This window comes from Chromohalobacter canadensis, from assembly GCF_034479555.1.
In the GTDB taxonomy this organism is placed as follows: domain Bacteria; phylum Pseudomonadota; class Gammaproteobacteria; order Pseudomonadales; family Halomonadaceae; genus Chromohalobacter; species Chromohalobacter canadensis.
The window spans coordinates 3,423,718-3,441,761 of record NZ_CP140151.1 but is presented as its reverse complement, the minus strand read 5'-3'; the positions used below and the strand labels follow the sequence as shown (position 1 = coordinate 3,441,761).

Genomic DNA, 18,044 nt, shown 5'->3' with positions numbered 1-18,044 from the left:
TACCCCCTTCGATACTCAAGGTGACGGGGAAGATGGGCAGCCACCACTGGCGACTGTTCATCGTTTCCGCCATGACAACGTCTTTTATTACAACAACAGGACAACATCATGAAACTCTCCCTGCTCCTCGACTGGCGCTTGCACGTCTTGGTGGCGGTCGCTTCCCTGATCTCGGAAGCCATCGGCATCATCAAGATCCCCCTCGGGCCCGGCAGTTTGCTGCTGTTGCCGCTGTTTTACGCCTTCATCATCGGCCTTTTGGTCAACCCTCACCTCTTTTCGGCGACCTCACGGTTGGTGCCGGTGAAGCTGAGCGAGGCGGCGGCGCCGATCATTCTGCTGTCGATCATGCCGTTTATCGCCCGGTTCGGTTCTACGATTGGCCCGGCCATCGAACAGATCATCAGCGCGGGTCCCGCCCTAATCCTTCAGGAACTGGGCAACCTGGGCACCATGCTGATCGCCATGCCGTTTGCGGTGCTCGTCCTGAAGATGGGGCGCGAGGCCATCGGCGCGACGTATTCCATCGCACGCGAGCCCAACATCGCCATCATCTCCGACAAATACGGTCTCAAGGGCCCCGAAGGCATCGGGGTCATGGGCGTCTATGTCGTGGGCACCATGTTCGGCACCCTGTGGTTCGCCCTCATGGCTGGGTATCTGGCGACGCTCGACATCTTCGATCCCCGCGCATTGGCCATGGCCTGCGGCGTGGGCAGCGGCAGCATGGTAGCGGCCTGCTCAGGCGCCATCGCCGGAGCCTTGCCGGCCATGCGGGATGAACTGCTGGCCTTCGCCGGCGCCAGCAACCTGCTGACCTATGCCACCGGCCTGTATATCTCGTTGTTCATTGCCTTGCCGCTGGCGGAGCGCATCTTCAAATGGTGTTCCGGCCGGCGCGTGGCGAAATCTGCGGGAGCCAAGGCGACGGTAGAGCCGGATCTTGCCACGCCCCCGAGCGAGGAAGAGCGCCCCGAGCGTCATCTCGGCCAGACCGCCATCGTGATGGCTGTGGTATGCGTGGTGGCCTGGGTCAGCAACACCATCAACGGTGGCTCTCTCCTGGAAGCTTTGCCGGGCATGGTGATCCTGTACGCCATGACCATGCTGGGGCTGCTCATCACGCGCTTCGCACCCTTCTATCTGCCCGGCGTGGCCTGGGTATCGCTGGTCAGTATCGCCGTGACCCTGCCCTGGTTTCCGGGCAACGCCTGGATCGTGGCACAGCTTCAATCCGTGAGCTTCCTGGCCATCGTGACGCCGGTACTCGCCTATGCGGGCCTGGCGCTCTCGCCCCGCGAGTTCACCATGTTCCGCCAGGTGGGCTGGAAGCTGGTCATCGTGTCGCTGCTGGTGTTCACGGGGACCTTCATCGGCTCGGCTGTCGTCGCTCAGGCGCTTTTGTAACGGAATGCAGGCAGACAAGGAGGCTCTTATGACGACCGTCACCCCCACATTATTGAGCGAATGGCGTCATGAATTTCATCGCCAACCGGAAACCGCGTTCGAGGAACAGCGCACCAGCGCACGCATCGTCGAGATTCTCGAGGACGCCGGTATCGAGAAGATCACCGGCCTCGGCGGCGGCACCGGTGTCGTCGCCTGGGTGGACGGTCGCCATGGCGGCGAGCGCGCCATCGGGTTGCGCGCCGACATCGACGCCCTGGACGTGCTCGAAGCCAACGACGTAGACCATGCCTCGAAGACGCCCGGCAAGATGCACGCCTGCGGGCACGATGGCCATACCACCATGCTGCTGGGCGCGGCCTATGCCCTGGCCGAGGCGCCCGACTTTGCCGGCCGGGTGTACTTCATCTTCCAGCCGGCGGAAGAAAACGAAGGCGGCGGACGCGTCATGGTCGAGGAAGGCCTGTTCACGCGTTTCCCAATGGAAGCCGTCTACGGCGTGCACAACTGGCCGGGCCTGTCGGTCGGCGAAGCCGCCGTCCACGACACGGCGGTCATGGCGGCCTTCGATATCTTCCGCGTGAAGCTCACGGGGCACGGCTGCCATGCCGCCATGCCGCACCTGGGCAAGGACGTGGTACTGGCAGCATGCCAACTGGTCAATCAACTGCAGGGCATCGTCAGCCGGGAAACCCCGGCGCACCAGACCGCCGTGTTGAGCGTGACCCAGTTTCACGCCGGAGATGCCTACAACGTCATGCCCGAAACGGTGGAGCTGTGCGGCACCGTGCGCTGCTTTGATCCCGAGCTGCGTGATCACCTCGAAAAGCGTTTTCGGCAGGCGATCGCGGCCATGGCCACCTTCCATGGCCTAGAGGCCGACATCGATTACCAATCGCGCTATCCGGCCACCTTCAACACCCCCGCGCACGCCGTGCGCTGTGCCGAAGTGCTGGAGACGCTGCCGGACATTCGCCAGGTTCATCGCGACCTGCCGCCTTCCATGGCATCAGAGGACTTCGCCTTCATGCTCCAGCAGCGCCCCGGCGCCTATATCTGGCTGGGCAACGGCGAGGACAGCGCGTCGCTGCACAACCCGCATTACGACTTCAACGATGCCCTGGCGCCCATCGGGGTGGCGTATTGGGCGGCGCTGGCGAGAACACTACTCGGCGACGGTAGACAAGACGAACGCTGACGAGGCGTTCATACCCAACGAACACAACGTTTTTCCATGCCATTTGCCATGCCTCGCGGGGCATGGCCCGGAGCCCCGATGCCCGTTTTCGTCGCCGGCGACACGAACGACCACTATGCAATCAACAACGACGTGAGCAACCCATTCGCAACAACGACAACCTGGAGCTGGCATGAACAAAGTTGGCATGAACACAGATGACATGAACATCGTCGTGATCGGTTTAGGACAGATGGGCGGCAACATGGCGATGACCCTGCATGCCGCCGGTTTCACCGTCACGGGGACGGACGTCGCCGACGCGGCGCGGGACAACCTGGGGGCCCGCGGCCTGGCCGTCACGCCCATGGATGCCCTGCCCGAGGCTGACGTCTACCTGCTCTCGCTGCCCACCTCGGCCCATGTCCGCGAGGTCATCGAAGCCTCGCCCGGGCTCCTGCAGCGGGCCCCGAAGGGCAGCATCATCGTCGATACCTCGACCAGCGACCCGGCCGTCACCCGTGAGCTGGCCGGGAAGGTGGTCGGGGCCGGTCTCGAATGGCTCGATGCGCCGGTGAGCGGTGGCCCGTCGGGCGCGGCGTCCGGCGCCCTCGGCATGCTGCTGGGCGGGGAACCGGCCACCATCGAACGGCTCGTCCCCATGCTCGAGGCGATGTCGGCGCGCTATACCCACGTCGGCCCGGCGGGCAGCGGCCATGTGGTCAAGCTGGCCAACAACTATCTCTGCGCGGCCCATCTTCTGACCACGGCCGAGGCCGTGACCCTGGCGGCCCGCGCCGGCGTCGATCCGGCCGCCTGCCTGGCCGGGCTGAACAGTAGCTCCGGGCGCAGCGCCGTCAGCGAGGTCAACTTTCCCAAGTGGATTCTATCCGACGCCTTCGACTCGGGGTTCACCACCGGCCTGATGCGCAAGGACCTGCGCCTGGCACGCGATGCCGCCAGCGACATGGGGCTTCCGCTGGAACTGCTGGAACGGGTCGTGGCGCGCTGGCATGACGACTCGGCCGGCCTGCCCGACGCTGCCGACTTCAACCGCATCACCGACACCATCCTGGCCCAGGCACGAACGGATACCCCCTTCTCGAATCAGGAGAAAACGCGATGAACGCTCTCAATACCACGGCCGTCGAACGCCTCACCGAGCTGCTGGCCACGCTGGGCATGCAGGCCGACACGCCCCTGAGCAACTGGATCGCGGGGGAACTCGCACCCGGCCAGGGCGAGCGCATCGAACTGCTCGACCCCGTGACCGGGCTGCCGCTGATCGAGTATCGCGATGCCGGCGCCGAGCGGGTGGCCAGCGCCGTGGAAGCGGCCACCCTCGCCCAGCAGGAATGGATGTCGCTGACAGCCAGCGAGCGTGGACGGCGCATGACGGCGGCGGCCTGGGCGCTACACGGCCATGAAGAAACCCTCGCACAATTGGAAAGCGTGGTCGCGGGCAAGCCCATTCGCGACTGCCGGGGCGAGGTGAACAAGGTCCGCGAGATGTTCGAATACTATGCCGGCTGGTGCGACAAGCAGCACGGCGAAGTGATCCCGGTACCGACCTCGCACCTTAACTATGTGCGTCATGTGCCGTATGGCGTGGTCGGTCAGATCACGCCGTGGAACGCCCCCATGTTCACCTGTGCCTGGCAGCTGGCACCCGCGATTGCCGCCGGCAACGGGGTCGTGCTCAAGCCATCGGAAATGACGCCCTTCTCGTCAGTAGCCATCGCCATGCTGATGGAACGCAGCGGGTTGCCCAAGGGGCTGATCAACATCGTCAACGGCGTCGGCCCCACCACGGGCGCGGCACTCACCGGGCATGACGGCATCAGCAAGCTGGTGTTCGTCGGCTCTCCCGAGAGCGGCCGCCGCATCGCCCAGGCCGGCGCCGAGCGGCTGGTGCCCAGCGTGCTGGAGCTGGGCGGCAAGTCGGCCAATATCGTGTTCGACGACGCCCGGCTCGACGATGCCGTGGCCGGCGCACAGGCCGCGATCTTCGCCGCCGCCGGGCAGAGTTGCGTCGCAGGATCGCGCCTGCTGGTGCAGCGCGAGGTGTTCGATGTGGTCTGTGAGCGGCTGGCACGCGCCGCGGGAGAGATCAGCGTGGGGCTGCCCAGCGACGAGGCGACCCAGATGGGTCCGGTACAGAATGCCAAGCAGTACCAGCACATCACCTCGATGATCGAAGCGGCCCGGCAACACGGTGCTCGTCTCTTATGTGGCGGGCAACGCCCGACGGGATTGCCGGCGGAAGCCGAGGGCTATTTCCTGGCGCCTACGGTACTGGCGGATGTCACGGAAGAGATGGCGATCGCCCAAGAGGAAGTGTTCGGCCCGGTGCTGGTGGTCATGCCGTTCGATAGCGAAGAAGACGCCGTGCGGCTGGCCAATGCCACGCGCTTCGGCCTGGCCGGCGCCGTCTGGACCCAGGACCCGGCACGCGCTCATCGCGTCGCGGCGCGCTTGCGAGCAGGCACGGTGTGGATCAACAGCTACAAAGCGATCAATGTCATGTCGCCGTTCGGCGGCTTCGGCGACAGCGGTTTTGGGCGCTCCAGTGGCATGGAGGGACTCAAGGAATACACCGTGGCACAGAGCGTATGGGTGGAAACCGCCCCGTCCGCCAGTGTCGCCATGGGCTATGGCAGCGGCGTGGGATGACAACGGGGAGCAGGCAGTCAGGTGCGCTTCTGGCTGCCTGCCTTACTGGCCATTCCCCCGACGTGAATTGAAGGCCCGCATCCAATGCTCGAGATGCCGCAGCAACTGCAGGCCCGCCTTCGGCATACGCCGTCCGACCCGGGTAATGATATGCGCATGCGCCTGACGAAAGCGCTCACAGTCAACAGCACGAGCTACGAGCGCCCCATCTTGAAGCTCCCGGGCTGCCGCAAAGGCAGGTAGCAGCGTGAGTGTGAGTTCCGACCTGGCAGCATGCAGCAGCACCGAAAGCGAGTTGGTCTGCATCGTGACGTGCTGCCCCAGCCCCGCCTCGCGAAAGCCCTCGTCGACCAGCTGACGAACTCCGTGGCCGGTACGCCACAACGCCATGGGATGCTCACTTAGTACGGCGAGAGACAGGCCATCCTCTACAGCCGCCAAGGGGTGCGATGGCGACATCAAAGCCACCAGCGGCTGACAGCTGGAATGCCAGAAACGTAGTTGCGGATGCAACCGCTCGTGGTACATCAAGCCAATATGGGCCTCATCTTCGACAACCGCCTCGATGATGTCGCTGGTACTTCCCGTATTCACATCCAGACGCACCCCGCGATAACGTTCGGTAAATGTCCGCAAAGGCGTATCGAGAAGATCCCCGACGAATCCCTCCCCGACCGTCAGCGAGAGATGGCCGGTTTCCAGGCGCTGGTAAGCATCGAGCGCTTCACTGAAGGTATCATCGAGTGCCGAGCGTTTGCGGCAGTAATCCAGCAGCATCTCCCCCACCGGCGTCGGCACCACGCCTTGCCGCGAACGCTCCAGCAGCGGCGCGCCAAGGGCCTCCTCGATCAATGAAATCTGACGACTGACCGCCGACGGCGCAATGTCCAGCCGCGCAGCCGCCTGACGTACCGAGCCCGCCTCGATCGTTACCTGGAAATACACTAACCGTTGGTGGGGAATATCCATTACTCATAGCCCGATCGGTTGCATGGCGGAACGCTGACGTCAGTATCTCAGTGTCAGGCACCGCCGTCACCGCCACGCCGGTACCGACGCCCGCCCCGGCAACGCAAACGCCCCCAGTAAAGGGGCCGCTGTACAGGTGCATTGACAGAAGCATTTATACGATCAAGAACGAGCCTTTCGCCCCATGTATAGCTTATAGCGTTACAGTGTAGACAGGGGCGTTACACCATGCCAGAATGTGCTTGTTCAGGCAGTAATTCATATCTTCATCATACAGGTAATGAACATGAGCCAAGTTGTAGAGGCGCGCACTAAATTGTTGCCTCTCAATATGCGCGTTGAGAGTAGAAAACGCGCCCTCATCGACAGGGCCGTTGCAGAATGTGGCGGTGATCGAACCAGCTTCGTGCTGGATGCTGCATGCCGTCGAGCCGAGGAAATTCTAATGGATCGGCGCATGTATGTGATGGATGACCGCTCGTTTGAGGCCTTCGAGAGAGCACTAGAGACCCCTATCGAGGAAAATCCGTGTGTAATGAAACTGATGAATCGCAAGAAGCGCTGGGACAAGACGTAATCGAGGTGGCGGATATTGAGCCTCCCGTCGTTATCAATGAGCATCACGACGTCGATAAATTTGACTGTGGCCGTAACAGCCTCAACGATTTCTTGAAGGCTCGGGGCCTGAAAAACACCAAGCGCCAAGCCACGACGACATATGTCGTTTGTTACGCAGGAATGAACCAAGTGGCGGGCTATATCTCGTTGGCGACGGGGTCGGTGCTGCGGGAAGAAGCCCCCAAGAGCATGCGGCGCAACATGCCCACCGAACTCCCTGTCATCAAGCTGGGAAGACTGGCGGTAGACCATCCTTGCCAGGGGACGGGGCTCGGTAAGGACTTGCTGGCCGAGGCCATCGAGCGGTCCTTGCTCGCGGCTGGACATGTTGCAGCGCGTGCCCTGGTCGTTGACGCCCTCGACGAGGACGTGGCGGCTTTCTATAAGAAGCATGGCTTCGTCGAAAACCCTGACAATCCCCTGATGCTGTTCGTTTCGCTGAAGACTCGAGGCGAATGACATGCCCCATCCGGGCGAAAAAAGCCCACAAACACAAACGGCCCCAAAAGAGGGGCCGTCAGCATTTACGCGTCACTGCACTGTTCAGTACGTATAATTTCTCAATACCAGGCTACAACTTCCCCGCCCACGCCTCGGCCGCGTTGACCAATTGCCGATGCACGTGCGTGAACGCTTCATCGCTCTTGCCGTAGGGGTCGGAAATTTCCGGGTTGGCCAGCCAACGCCCGAACAGCATGGTCTTGCCGAACGCCGAGGGTAACAGCTCCCCCACCGCGCTACGTTGGCGTTCCGTCATTACCAAGACCAAGTCCGCTTCGCGCAGCATCGTTTCATCGATCTGGCGTGCCTTATGCGCCTTGAGCGCATTGGCGAGCTCCGGCTTTTCGGCCTCCGCCAATGCGCGCGAATGCGTCTCGACGCCCTCTCCCACACGCGCGCCAAGGCCCGCCGTGGCAATCATCCGATCAGGATACTGCCGCTGTAACAGCGCCGCCGCCACTGGGCTACGACAGATATTGCCCGTACACACCACCAGAATACGTTTAAACATCAATGCCGAGCCCCATTTCGCTTTGCACAACACCCTATCGTGACGCCAAAGCGCACCCACCGGAAGATGAAAAGCCTCGCCATCCAAGCATGGGTGTGCTCATGCCCCGGCCACAAACAAAAACGGCCTCATAAGAGGCCGTCATTAAACATCAGTTCATGGTCAATTAAACGAGGGGGTCAGTGCTTATTCTCGGAGCGCAGCTGGCTCACTTCCTCGATGGCCAGACCAGTAATCTCCGCAATCATCTGATCTTCCAGCTCGGTGCGAGCGATCAGGTTGCGAGCGGTATTACGTTTATCTTCCAAAGCGCGTTGCTCAGCTTCTTGACGTCCTTCCTGAAGTCCTTCCTGACGACCTTCTTGCCGCTCTTTCTGGGCCCAGGTCTGTAAGTTTTCTGCCAACATGTCTTTATCCTCCACCAAACTGTTGAGCCGATCCAGGTTGACCTCCGCTCCGAGTCGTTGAAGGTGGCGCTTCAACCAGCGGGTGATGATCGCGTCGGTACGGTCCTTATTCGGATCAGCCTGCATGATCGCCACGACCCGGTCCACGGCTTGCTGGAGGCTCCGGCGATCCTTGGACGCCTTCTCAACACTGAACACCCCGCTCAGCGGCGTCTGGACCAATCCCAACTCTTCGTCAGTATAGCGCCCTTCATCGACCAAGTAATAGCGCAAGTGTGGTTGGTAGACCTGCAGAAAGCTCGGCGGTTCCGGGGCAATCATGCGATAGACATCCAACGGTGCCGCCCAGCGGTCCACGCCATTGTAGAGCACCACCGGAAACACCGGCGGCAGGCCTTGGCGGGGCGTAGTGACCTTTTGCTTGAGTAGCTCGCTGTAGAAGCAAGCGACATAGTGCATCAACCGGATCGGCATGGTGCGATCCACCGACGACTGAAACAGATGTGCGCCATCCATGGCGCCCACCCTTCGGGCGCACTGAAGTGCGCCCAAATTCATTCCCGATGAATTTGTCCAGCAGGATGTACAAATACACCTCTTGCGTCACGCCGTCCCAAGTCACTTCCACCGACCACACTACATCCTCGATCCTTTCTTCGAACATCGGCGTGATGTAATGGCCGTTGTGCTGCTTGAGCGTCGTGAAGTCCATCAGCGTGGCGATCTCGGCTGGTGCAAAGCCTTCGATCAGCTGCTGCACGAATTCCGGGTAGCTGAACAGCTCCTTGTAGCCGGTATCGTGATGATTGGAAGTCGTCTCGGCCATGCGCGCTCCTGTCTCGATCTGGAAGCCTACCGCGTTGCGGGCACCTGCGACAGGGACTATCGGGAATAAATTCGCTCCCACTAATATCTTCTCACAACCTGGGTGGGCACTCTATGCGGCGTATCTTGTGGGAGACCTTCGCGAGAGGCACGCACTGACGCCCATCTTGCCTTTCTTCCTGGGGGCCACAAGGCTTCGATTCATGCACATTGACAGCCTTCTTGAGCCTCACTACATTGGGATATACATAAAGAATATCCCAAGGTGGCTGTCATGCCTCAAGGTTCCGTTTTCCAATCCAATCGCAATCAAGCCATACGTCTCCCCAAAGCAAGCGCCTTTCCTGAGGGTGTAAAGCGTGTCGAGATCATCTCCATCGGCAGGACGCGCATCATCGTCCCAGCGGGAGAATCATGGGATAGCTGGTTCGACGAACCTGGCGCCACGGCGGATTTCATGTCCACGCGCGAGCAGCCAGAGGATCAGCGGCGGGAAGCATTCTAATGCTGAAATATATGCTCGACACCAATATTTGCATTTATACGATCAAGAACAAACCGCCCTCAGTGCGGGAGATCTTCAAGCGCCATCACAGCCAGATGTGCATTAGTTCCATCACGCTGATGGAGCTCGTCTATGGCGCGGAGAAATCCAGTAACCCCGAGCACAACATCGGCGTCGTCGAAAGCTTCGCAGCGCGGCTGGAAGTTCTGCCTTACGATAACGATGCCGCTGCCCATACTGGCCAACTAAGAGCCGAACTCGCGAAAGCGGGTACCCCTATAGGGCCTTATGATCAGATGATCGCGGGTCATGCACGCTCGCAGGGCCTGATTGTCGTCACCAATAACCTACGTGAATTCGAGCGCGTTTCGGGGCTGCGTCTGGACGACTGGACGACTCATGCCCCATGAGACACCTCGCCGCCCACGCGCCAAACTCGGCCACAAACAACAACGGCCCCAAAAGGAGCCGTCTAAAACGTAGTTCATGATCCATTCGCTGCAGGATCACTGCGTGTCTTCTTCGCGCAGCCCTTCCACGTCGGCCACCGTCAGCCCTGTGGCCTCGGCGATCTGTTCATCACTGAGTACCCCCAGCTTGATCAGGTTGCGGGCAGTCTTCTCGATGCCCCGTTGTTCGCCTTCCTGGCGACCTTCTTGACGTCCTTCCTGGCGGCCTTCCTGGCGGCCTTTTTCTTCCCACCGTTCAGGCCATTGCTTGATGCGTTCTGCCAGCATGTCGTGTACCTCGTGTAGATCCTGCAACTCATTGAACTCGGGCAGTTCCATCCCCGGCGCTCGGTTGGGCAGCAGTACGCGGCGTATCCACACCACGAAGGCCCGTCGTAGCCCGGTTTGCTCGGGCGCCTTGAGCCACTCGACCAGCGTGCCCAGCACCTCCAGCATATCTTGCTCGTCGCGATTGTGCTCCAATCGAAAGAGCGCAGCAGCCACGTTGCGCATGTGATCCGACCACTCAGGGTCGCTGATGACCGCCCCTTCGTCGAGAAGCAGATAGGCCAAGTCCGGCCGATAGCGTTCGAGCCCTCCGGGTACCTGTTCGACCAGGTCCGCCACGTTTTGTGCTGCCGTCCAGCGCTTCTCCCCATTATAGAGCACAATCGGCAATACCGGCGGTAGCTTGCCATTGGGAGTAAAGGCCCCCTGACGAATCAAGTCCTGATAGAGCAGCCCCAGGTAGGTCATCACTCGCACGGCCATGAATCTATCGACGCTCGACTGGAACTCGAGCAGCAAGTAAACATAGAGCCAGTCGTCGCCCCAGCGCACTCGCCAGATGACGTCGTCCTCGCGATCCCGCAGATCTTCGGTGATATAGGAGCCGCTGACCTTCTCCAGTGTCGAGAAGTCGAGTTGTTCCACCCAGGCTTCCTTGACGAACCCGGTCAATAGATCTCTCACCATCTCGGGGTGAGAGAACAGCAACTTATAGCTGTGGTCGTGAGGGTGGTGGGGTTGACTCGCCATGCGTGCTCCTGTCTCGACCCTGGAAGCTTACCGCGTTGCGGGCACCTGGGACAGGGACTATCGCGAATAAATTCGCTCCCACTAATATCTTCTCACAACCTGGGTGGGCGCCATGCCTCGGCCGTGTTGACCAATATGCAAACTCCAAGAAGCAAACTTCAGGGAGCGGGCTTCGCCAGATCGCTGATTTTTTCGAGGTCGTAGCGCTGCGCGGTCTCAGCGGTGACCACGAAGCCGTTCTTGTCTTGCGCAGGGGCTGGCTCGAAGCCCACCAGGTCGCGTTCGGGCAGCAATGCCGAAAGGGGTTGTCCGCTTGTGTCGGCGAGCGTGTTCAGCCAGCCACCCAGACTGCCGGTGTATTCCGGAAACAAGTCGATTTCGCCGCTTTCGAGCAGGGGCAGATAGGTGGCGCGGTTGCCGATTTCCTGCCGATGCCGGGTGGGGTATCCCGCCTGATCGAGCGCCTGGTGGTACATTTCCGCCAGGATGATGCTCTCGGCGAAGTTGCCGGAGCCGACCACGATGGTGGGGCCCTCTTTTGTCGGCGCACTTTCCGAAGGCGCGGGCGCTCCGTGCTCCTTGAGCCACTCTCGGGCGATGGTCTCCGCGTCCACCCCGTCGAGCGCGAAGCGTCGATTCATCTCGGCCAGCTCCGGGGTCGTCAGGGCGGCGCTGAGCGGATTGAGTACCTTACCGATCTCAGGGTAGGCGTCGGCGATGGACTGGTGGGCCACCGGGATGACGTTTTCCGCCGGCTGGGCGTTACGGTCATCCTCCAGCAAGACGAAACGGTCAGTGGCGAGATACCCATTGGTGGTGAAGAGCACGCCGATCTGGATGTCTCCGTTCACAAGCGCCTCTCGCGTGCGTGGCCCACCGGGGTCGGTGACCACGAAATCGGCGAAGTGCAAGCCGTACTCTTCCTCGAGCGCGGGCAGGCAGTACGGCTCATGGGGACACTCCTTGCCGGAGCCGAACACGAACTGGTTGGCGATGGTTTCCGGCCCGCTCTTGTTGGCCGACTCTTCCTGCTCGGCCTCACTGGCCGACAAGGAAGGCGCTGCCAGAAACAAAGCGGCCAAGGCCGTGCTGAACATCAGGGAGCTGCGTCCGGTCAGTAGCTGGTTGCTCAATTCGATCACCCTGTAATATTGAAGTTGTAAGTCAGATTGTCAGGCATTGTCGAGGCGCCGAGCCCCATTGCCGGCATCGACGTTCGACACAAAATGTACACACACCCTATATAGCTATCGCTGTCGTTACAAAACCTGGACGTCGTACATCGCCTCGCGCACAACAAAAACGGCCTCATAAGAGGCCGTCATTAAACATCAGTTCATGGTCAATTAAACGAGGGGGTCAGTGCTTATTCTCGGAGCGCAGCTGGCTCACTTCCTCGATGGCCAGACCAGTAATCTCCGCAATCATCTGATCTTCCAGCTCGGTGCGAGCGATCAGGTTGCGAGCGGTATTACGTTTATCTTCCAAAGCGCGTTGCTCAGCTTCTTGACGTCCTTCCTGAAGTCCTTCCTGACGACCTTCTTGCCGCTCTTTCTGGGCCCAGGTCTGTAAGTTTTCTGCCAACATGTCTTTATCCTCCACCAAACTGTTGAGCCGATCCAGGTTGACCTCCGCTCCGAGTCGTTGAAGGTGGCGCTTCAACCAGCGGGTGATGATCGCGTCGGTACGGTCCTTATTCGGATCAGCCTGCATGATCGCCACGACCCGGTCCACGGCTTGCTGGAGGCTCCGGCGATCCTTGGACGCCTTCTCAACACTGAACACCCCGCTCAGCGGCGTCTGTACCAATCCCAACTCTTCGTCAGTATAGCGCCCTTCATCGACCAAGTAATAGCGCAAGTGTGGTTGGTAGACCTGCAGAAAACTCGGGGGTTCCGGGGCAATCATGCGATAGACATCCAACGGTGCCGCCCAGCGGTCCACGCCATTGTAGAGCACCACCGGAAACACCGGCGGCAGGCCTTGTCGGGGCGTAGTGACCTTTTGCTTGAGTAGCTCGCTGTAGAAGCAAGCGACATAGTGCATCAACCGGATCGGCATGGTGCGATCCACCGACGACTGGAACTCCAGCAGGATGTACAAATACACCTCTTGCGTCACGCCGTCCCAAGTCACTTCCACCGACCACACTACATCCTCGATCCTTTCTTCGAACATCGGCGTGATGTAATGGCCGTTGTGCTGCTTGAGCGTCGTGAAGTCCATCAGCGCAGCAATTTCACCCGGCGCAAAGCCTTCGATCAGCTGCTGCACAAACTCCGGGTAGCTGAACAGCTCCTTGTAGCCGGTATCGTGATGATTGGAAGTCGTCTCGGCCATGCGCGCTCCTGTCTCGATCTGGAAGCCTACCGCGTTGCGGGCACCTGCGACAGGGACTATCGGGAATAAATTCGCTCCCACTAATATCTTCTCACAACCTGGGTGGGCACTCTATGCGGCGTATCTTGTGGGAGACCTTCGCGAGAGGCACGCACTGACGCCCATCTTGCCTTTCTTCCTGGGGGCCACAAGGCTTCGATTCATGCACATTGACAGCCTTCTTGAGCCTCACTACATTGGGATATACATAAAGAATATCCCAAGGTGGCTGTCATGCCTCAAGGTTCCGTTTTCCAATCCAATCGCAATCAAGCCATACGTCTCCCCAAAGCAAGCGCCTTTCCTGAGGGTGTAAAGCGTGTCGAGATCATCTCCATCGGCAGGACGCGCATCATCGTCCCAGCGGGAGAATCATGGGATAGCTGGTTCGACGAACCTGGCGCCACGGCGGATTTCATGTCCACGCGCGAGCAGCCAGAGGATCAGCGGCGGGAAGCATTCTAATGCTGAAATACATGCTCGACACCAATATTTGCATTTATACGATCAAGAACAAACCACCCTCGGTGAGAGAGATCTTCAAGCGCCACCACAGTCAAATGTGCATCAGTTCCATCACGCTGATGGAACTCGTCTATGGCGCGGAGAAATCCAGTAACCCCGAGCACAACATCGCCGTCGTCGAAAGCTTCGCAGCGCGTCTGGAAGTTCTGCCTTACGATAACGATGCCGCTGCCCATACTGGCCAACTAAGAGCCGAACTCGCGAAAGCGGGTACCCCTATCGGGCCTTACGATCAGATGATCGCGGGTCATGCACGCTCACAGGGCCTGATTGTCGTCACCAACAACCTACGTGAATTCGAGCGAGTTTCGGGGCTGCGCCTGGATGACTGGACGACTCATGCCCCATGAGGCACTGGCAAGGGCGGATGCAGCTTCTGAGCGCAACACCGTCAATGTGTTGATGCCGGAGCCTCATGGTACTGCGCCATCAGTTCGCTCATCATCTCAGGTTCTTCGTCACTTCACGTGGATTTGGCCTGATCGAGCAGGTGCCCCACTGGGCTACCAATCAGGTAGATCATGGCGATGAAGTTGGCCTCGTTCCGGTAGCCGCGTGCGCGTGACCTGGCCGCCTGGAAGAGCCCGTTCATGCCTTCCAGGCGCGCGTTGGTCAGTCCCGAGATCCAGCGCCTCACTACCTGCTCGGCATGCCGTTCAAGAGTAGTCAGGGCCTTCGCCATGGGCTTGAGCAGTGGCTGATCGGTGACCGCCTCCCGCATCACCTTGAGGTAATTTGTGATGCGCCACCGGGCGGCACGCGGCGTCGCAGCCTCCTGGATCCAGCGCAGCTTTTCCTTGATCACCCAGGCATCGGCGGTGGCGCCTCGATCGGCCACCAGCTCGTGCAGGGCGGCCAGCTGCTTGGCCGTCTGGTTGCCGTTATCCAGATTCTTCAAGATCGCCCAGCGGAGGGCTTTGGGATGCCCCTTCTCACGGCGCTCCTTCTTGCGAACCTCGTCCAGCGCCTTGGTGAAGGTCTGCACGATGTGAAACCAGTCGACCGTCACTTCGGCGTTGGGTAGGTGCTCGGCAACGCCGCTCAGGAAGGCCTGAGACATGTCGCAGACCACCTCGACCACGTTGTCCGGGTCGCCGCTATGTTCCGCCAGGAAGGCCTTGATGGCGGCCTTTCCGTGGCCGGGCACGGCGAAGAGCACCGGCTCCTGCTTGCGCTGCATATCGAGAAACACCGTGACATAGCGCTGACCACGCCGAGACGCGGTCTCATCCACGCCGACGGTGGCTACGCGGGACAGGTCCAGCTTACCCAGCATGCGGCCGACGTAGTGGTGCACGACGATGCGCCACAAGCGCTTGTCGGAGATCTCCAGTTGCCGGGAGACGGCCAGCACCGGCATCTCCTTGACCAGTGACATGGCGGCCTGCTCGAACAACAGGGTGAAGTCGCTGCCGGGCCGTGCCCAGGGCACCTCGATGCGCTTGACGCCATGCTCGGGGCACTTGGTGCGAGGCACCCGCGCATGCAGGTAGCAGTGGTGCTGAAAGAAATTCAGGTGCCGCCACGTCTTGTCGGTAACGTCGTGGGCCGGGCAGGCCCTGGCGCACTCCGGGCAGGGGTAGAGGCTGCCTCGTTCGGCCTCGACATAGAGATCCAGACGGTGGGGTGACACGGAGGTATCCAGGTGTTGGTCCTTGAGGATCCAGGGCGCTTCCAGGCCCAGGCCGAGGGTCAGAATCTGGGTGCCGTCCATGCCATGCCTCCTGTCCAAGTGGAGGTCATATCTTGGCCCAGATTAGGGGGCGAATTCCACACCCAACGACGAAGAGCCCACGGCACCAACGGCGGCCTGTCTCCGATGGGGTTCGAAAAGCAGTACTTTGAGCAGCTCTCAAGTGTCTAGAATATCGGGGGCTTGCCACTATTCGCCTTCTTTCATGCTTTTGTTATAACGCATCTTTATATGAGATTTGTCTGGTTCGAGGGAGTCTAGGGGAGTCTCTTTTAGCTTTTTAAGGCCTGGTTGCCAATTGGTTGTAATGCCCAAAAAATGCATAAAAAAGCCGTTTTTCGACTCTAGTTTGTCGGGTTTGTTTCGTTTTACTTTTTGTTTTATAAAGATGTTCTTGAAGGTCCATGTGTTATGCTGAGATATAATATCGACTGCGTTGTGCAGACACACAAATTTTCGGGCTGACTTTCTCCGGTTTTTCTCACGATAGCTGAAATCGTAATATGAGTAGTCGTCTTTTCCTGGGTTTACGAAAGGTACGTTGTAGCTGTCAAAATAGACGGTTCCGTTTTTCTCTAGCTCGCTGTCTATATCACTTTGGTTGGCTATGAGCAATTCGTCTATATCAAAATTGAAAAGCACGCCTTTTTTTGCAAAACGGTTTAAGCAATGGTTTAAAGCACCAGGTTGGGCGAATTTATTAAACCGTTTTTTAGGTGGGCCATAAGGGTGGTTCCAGCGGATGACTTTGGCGCGTCCCTCAAGTTTGTGCTCTAACTCATCAACATTTTTGCTGCCGTTGTCATAAATGTAGACACCATCAAGATCGTAGTTTTCTCTATAGAAATCAACCCAGTCTGAGATCCACTCAGTTTTGTTATTCTTGGATATGGCTGCGAGGACTTTGTTACCGTGCGGTATGTTAAGGCTTTTTAGCTTCAAAGTCGTACTGAAGTCTTTAAACTTAAATTCAATCTCGTAATCCTTTCCAGAAGAAATCCTCGCTTTTAAAAAGCAGATTTTGTGTTCTTCATGCTCTTTTAATGAGAACGGGGTTTGTACGCCATTTACAATTAGCTTGGCTTTTTTTATGTAATCTTTGAGGTTTAGGCATGGCGGGCCAATGGCGACCAGTGAGGCGTCTTGCTCATCAATATAGACATCATAAAATATTGTTTTATGATCGAAGTTTATTAGTTCGCCTGGCGCGAACGTATCTCTCGTATTTGGGTGTCGCTTCAGGTCCATATCACCTGGAATGAAGACTGGATTTATCTCTTTGCTCATAATTTAATTCAAGCCTTAGATGTCGGGTCCCGTGTGATTAATTACCCGTTTATTAAATAACTCGGGGCGCTTAATTTGCCATTCTTTCATCGTTGAGATCGGTGACTGATGGTGCAGCGCCTTCTGGGGGATATGGTGATTGTAAAGCCAATTGTAGCGCTTCAGTGTCTGCTCCAAATCCTCGCCTGACTCATACCGACGGGTGACGAGAACGTCGCTAATACGGCCGTTGAAGCGCTCCACCATGCCATTTGTCTGAGGTCGCCCAGGTTTGATCAGACGGTGCTCAATGCCTTTCTTTTGGCACACTTGGTCAAAGGGATGGCGGCCACTCAGTCTACGTTCACCCGCTCGCGTGAAGCGGTCCGTGAACGATTTACCATTGTCGGTAAGGACCGTCTGGATCTTGAACGGCGCCTTCTCTTCCACACACGTCATGAAAACTTGCGCGTCCTTGGAAGATTGGCTGTTCTTGATCTCCAAATATACCCAGCGAGTAGCCCGATCGATGGCAACGTACAAGTAGCGTTTCTGCTGTTCATCAGGCATCTGCGGGAGATGCCTGATATCGATTGCACATAACCCGGCTCATAATCCTTGAACGGCTTGTGTCGGGGCTTATGGTCATCGCCAGCATCTTGTCGAGCTAGTTCTGCCAGTGTCTGCACCTCGCGACGTTTGAGCATACGGTGCAGTGCGGAACGTGACAAACGAGGATTCAAGAACTCGCGTGCCACAATTAACAGGTCATCCAAGCCCAGGCGCAGGAATTCACGGGCAGCAATAACAATTTCTTCTTGCTCAGGCGTGAGGGTAGCGAGCAGATTACGACGCGTGTGCGGCCGGTCATGAACATCGTCACGGTACCGCCAGCGCCGGATCGTCGAATCGGTCACGTTAAACTGACGCGCCAATTCACTATCACTGATATTGGCAGGCGCTGCCTGAATCTCAGCACGGATTTTGGATGTCGTAGTCGCTTGCTTATGCAGTTTGATGTCCATAGGCCTGCTCCCGAATGAATTGCTGTAGAAGCTCTCTAGCGGCCAATAAAGGATAACTTCTATAGCTCATGTGATC

The 18,044-nt window shown here is 58.8% G+C and carries 18 protein-coding genes and 2 pseudogenes; 10 read left to right on the top strand and 10 right to left on the bottom strand.

Features of this window, described 5'->3' with window-relative positions; all coding sequences use genetic code 11:
* Positions 1-108: 108 nt before the first annotated feature.
* The 4 genes from SR908_RS16030 to SR908_RS16015 all read left to right on the top strand — a co-directional run bounded on the left by SR908_RS16030 (position 109) and on the right by SR908_RS16015 (position 5,257).
* Positions 109-1,407: a DUF3100 domain-containing protein gene (locus SR908_RS16030; RefSeq protein WP_246923367.1), complete on the top strand. Its 1,299-nt coding sequence runs from the start codon at positions 109-111 to the stop codon at positions 1,405-1,407.
* Positions 1,408-1,435: 28 nt separating this feature from the next.
* Positions 1,436-2,605: a M20 aminoacylase family protein gene (locus SR908_RS16025; protein ID WP_246923365.1), complete on the top strand. Its 1,170-nt coding sequence runs from the start codon at positions 1,436-1,438 to the stop codon at positions 2,603-2,605.
* 172 nt (positions 2,606-2,777) lie between these two features.
* Entirely contained in the window at positions 2,778-3,710 is a 933-nt protein-coding gene (locus tag SR908_RS16020; protein WP_246923361.1) for an NAD(P)-dependent oxidoreductase, read from the top strand.
* A complete protein-coding gene (locus SR908_RS16015) occupies positions 3,707-5,257 on the top strand; it encodes an aldehyde dehydrogenase family protein (protein WP_246923359.1) in 1,551 nt (516 codons plus the stop codon). The genes SR908_RS16020 and SR908_RS16015 overlap by 4 nt, the downstream gene beginning before the upstream one ends.
* Positions 5,258-5,299: 42 nt before the next feature.
* Here the strand turns inward: SR908_RS16015 and SR908_RS16010 are convergent, their stop codons facing one another.
* Positions 5,300-6,226 carry a LysR family transcriptional regulator gene (locus SR908_RS16010; RefSeq protein WP_246923356.1) on the bottom strand — a complete coding sequence of 309 codons (927 nt, stop codon included), beginning with the start codon at positions 6,224-6,226 and terminating at the stop codon, positions 5,300-5,302.
* Between the two features lie 286 nt (positions 6,227-6,512).
* On the opposite strand from SR908_RS16010, the gene SR908_RS16005 reads away from it, so the two are divergent.
* Together SR908_RS16005 and SR908_RS16000 are read left to right on the top strand one after the other, a co-directional pair.
* On the top strand, positions 6,513-6,803 hold the full coding sequence (locus SR908_RS16005) for a type II toxin-antitoxin system TacA family antitoxin (protein WP_035412682.1): 291 nt from the start codon (positions 6,513-6,515) through the stop codon (positions 6,801-6,803).
* The gene (locus SR908_RS16000) at positions 6,755-7,303 is read left to right on the top strand and encodes a GNAT family N-acetyltransferase (RefSeq protein ID WP_246923353.1); all 549 of its coding nucleotides are present in this window, start codon (positions 6,755-6,757) and stop codon (positions 7,301-7,303) included. Before SR908_RS16005 ends, SR908_RS16000 begins: the two co-directional genes overlap by 49 nt.
* Before the next feature lie 112 nt (positions 7,304-7,415).
* On the opposite strand, the gene SR908_RS15995 is transcribed toward SR908_RS16000, so the two are convergent.
* The 3 genes and pseudogenes from SR908_RS15995 to SR908_RS15985 form a co-directional block, all read right to left on the bottom strand.
* Positions 7,416-7,856, bottom strand: a complete 441-nt coding sequence (locus SR908_RS15995; RefSeq protein ID WP_246923350.1) for a low molecular weight protein-tyrosine-phosphatase — start codon at positions 7,854-7,856, stop codon at positions 7,416-7,418.
* Between the two features lie 179 nt (positions 7,857-8,035).
* Positions 8,036-8,722, bottom strand: coding sequence for an Rpn family recombination-promoting nuclease/putative transposase (locus SR908_RS15990; protein WP_322527375.1), 687 nt, complete (start codon positions 8,720-8,722; stop codon positions 8,036-8,038).
* Between the two features lie 175 nt (positions 8,723-8,897).
* Positions 8,898-9,089: pseudogene (locus SR908_RS15985) on the bottom strand (Rpn family recombination-promoting nuclease/putative transposase); the annotation flags it as partial.
* Between the two features lie 273 nt (positions 9,090-9,362).
* Here SR908_RS15985 and vapB (SR908_RS15980) point away from each other — a divergent pair.
* Both vapB (SR908_RS15980) and vapC (SR908_RS15975) read left to right on the top strand, forming a co-directional pair.
* Positions 9,363-9,593, top strand: coding sequence for a type II toxin-antitoxin system VapB family antitoxin (gene vapB, locus SR908_RS15980; RefSeq protein WP_246926125.1), 231 nt, complete (start codon positions 9,363-9,365; stop codon positions 9,591-9,593).
* Entirely contained in the window at positions 9,593-10,003 is a 411-nt protein-coding gene (vapC, locus tag SR908_RS15975) for a type II toxin-antitoxin system tRNA(fMet)-specific endonuclease VapC (protein WP_075370570.1), read from the top strand. The genes vapB (SR908_RS15980) and vapC (SR908_RS15975) overlap by 1 nt, the downstream gene beginning before the upstream one ends.
* Positions 10,004-10,099: 96 nt before the next feature.
* Here vapC (SR908_RS15975) and SR908_RS15970 read toward each other — a convergent pair whose 3' ends face one another.
* The 3 genes from SR908_RS15970 to SR908_RS15960 all read right to left on the bottom strand — a co-directional run bounded on the left by SR908_RS15970 (position 10,100) and on the right by SR908_RS15960 (position 13,420).
* Positions 10,100-11,080 carry an Rpn family recombination-promoting nuclease/putative transposase gene (locus SR908_RS15970; RefSeq protein WP_246926083.1) on the bottom strand — a complete coding sequence of 327 codons (981 nt, stop codon included), beginning with the start codon at positions 11,078-11,080 and terminating at the stop codon, positions 10,100-10,102.
* A 158-nt stretch (positions 11,081-11,238) separates the two neighbouring features.
* Entirely contained in the window at positions 11,239-12,213 is a 975-nt protein-coding gene (locus SR908_RS15965; RefSeq protein WP_246926086.1) for a glycine betaine ABC transporter substrate-binding protein, read from the bottom strand.
* A 226-nt stretch (positions 12,214-12,439) separates the two neighbouring features.
* Complete coding sequence (locus SR908_RS15960) at positions 12,440-13,420, bottom strand: Rpn family recombination-promoting nuclease/putative transposase (RefSeq protein WP_322527374.1); 981 nt, start codon at positions 13,418-13,420, stop codon at positions 12,440-12,442.
* A gap of 273 nt (positions 13,421-13,693) precedes the next feature.
* Between SR908_RS15960 and vapB (SR908_RS15955) the strand changes: the two genes are divergently transcribed.
* Complete coding sequence (gene vapB / locus SR908_RS15955; protein ID WP_246926125.1) at positions 13,694-13,924, top strand: type II toxin-antitoxin system VapB family antitoxin; 231 nt, start codon at positions 13,694-13,696, stop codon at positions 13,922-13,924.
* Positions 13,924-14,334: a type II toxin-antitoxin system tRNA(fMet)-specific endonuclease VapC gene (vapC, locus tag SR908_RS15950; protein ID WP_322527373.1), complete on the top strand. Its 411-nt coding sequence runs from the start codon at positions 13,924-13,926 to the stop codon at positions 14,332-14,334. The genes vapB (SR908_RS15955) and vapC (SR908_RS15950) overlap by 1 nt, the downstream gene beginning before the upstream one ends.
* 113 nt (positions 14,335-14,447) lie before the next feature.
* On the opposite strand, the gene SR908_RS15945 is transcribed toward vapC (SR908_RS15950), so the two are convergent.
* The 3 genes and pseudogenes from SR908_RS15945 to SR908_RS15935 all read right to left on the bottom strand — a co-directional run bounded on the left by SR908_RS15945 (position 14,448) and on the right by SR908_RS15935 (position 17,968).
* Complete coding sequence (locus SR908_RS15945; protein ID WP_246925810.1) at positions 14,448-15,698, bottom strand: ISL3 family transposase; 1,251 nt, start codon at positions 15,696-15,698, stop codon at positions 14,448-14,450.
* A gap of 168 nt (positions 15,699-15,866) precedes the next feature.
* The gene (locus SR908_RS15940; protein WP_246925808.1) at positions 15,867-16,964 is read right to left on the bottom strand and encodes a glycosyltransferase family 92 protein; all 1,098 of its coding nucleotides are present in this window, start codon (positions 16,962-16,964) and stop codon (positions 15,867-15,869) included.
* A 15-nt stretch (positions 16,965-16,979) separates the two neighbouring features.
* A pseudogene (locus SR908_RS15935) lies at positions 16,980-17,968 on the bottom strand (DDE-type integrase/transposase/recombinase).
* Positions 17,969-18,044 lie beyond the last annotated feature (76 nt).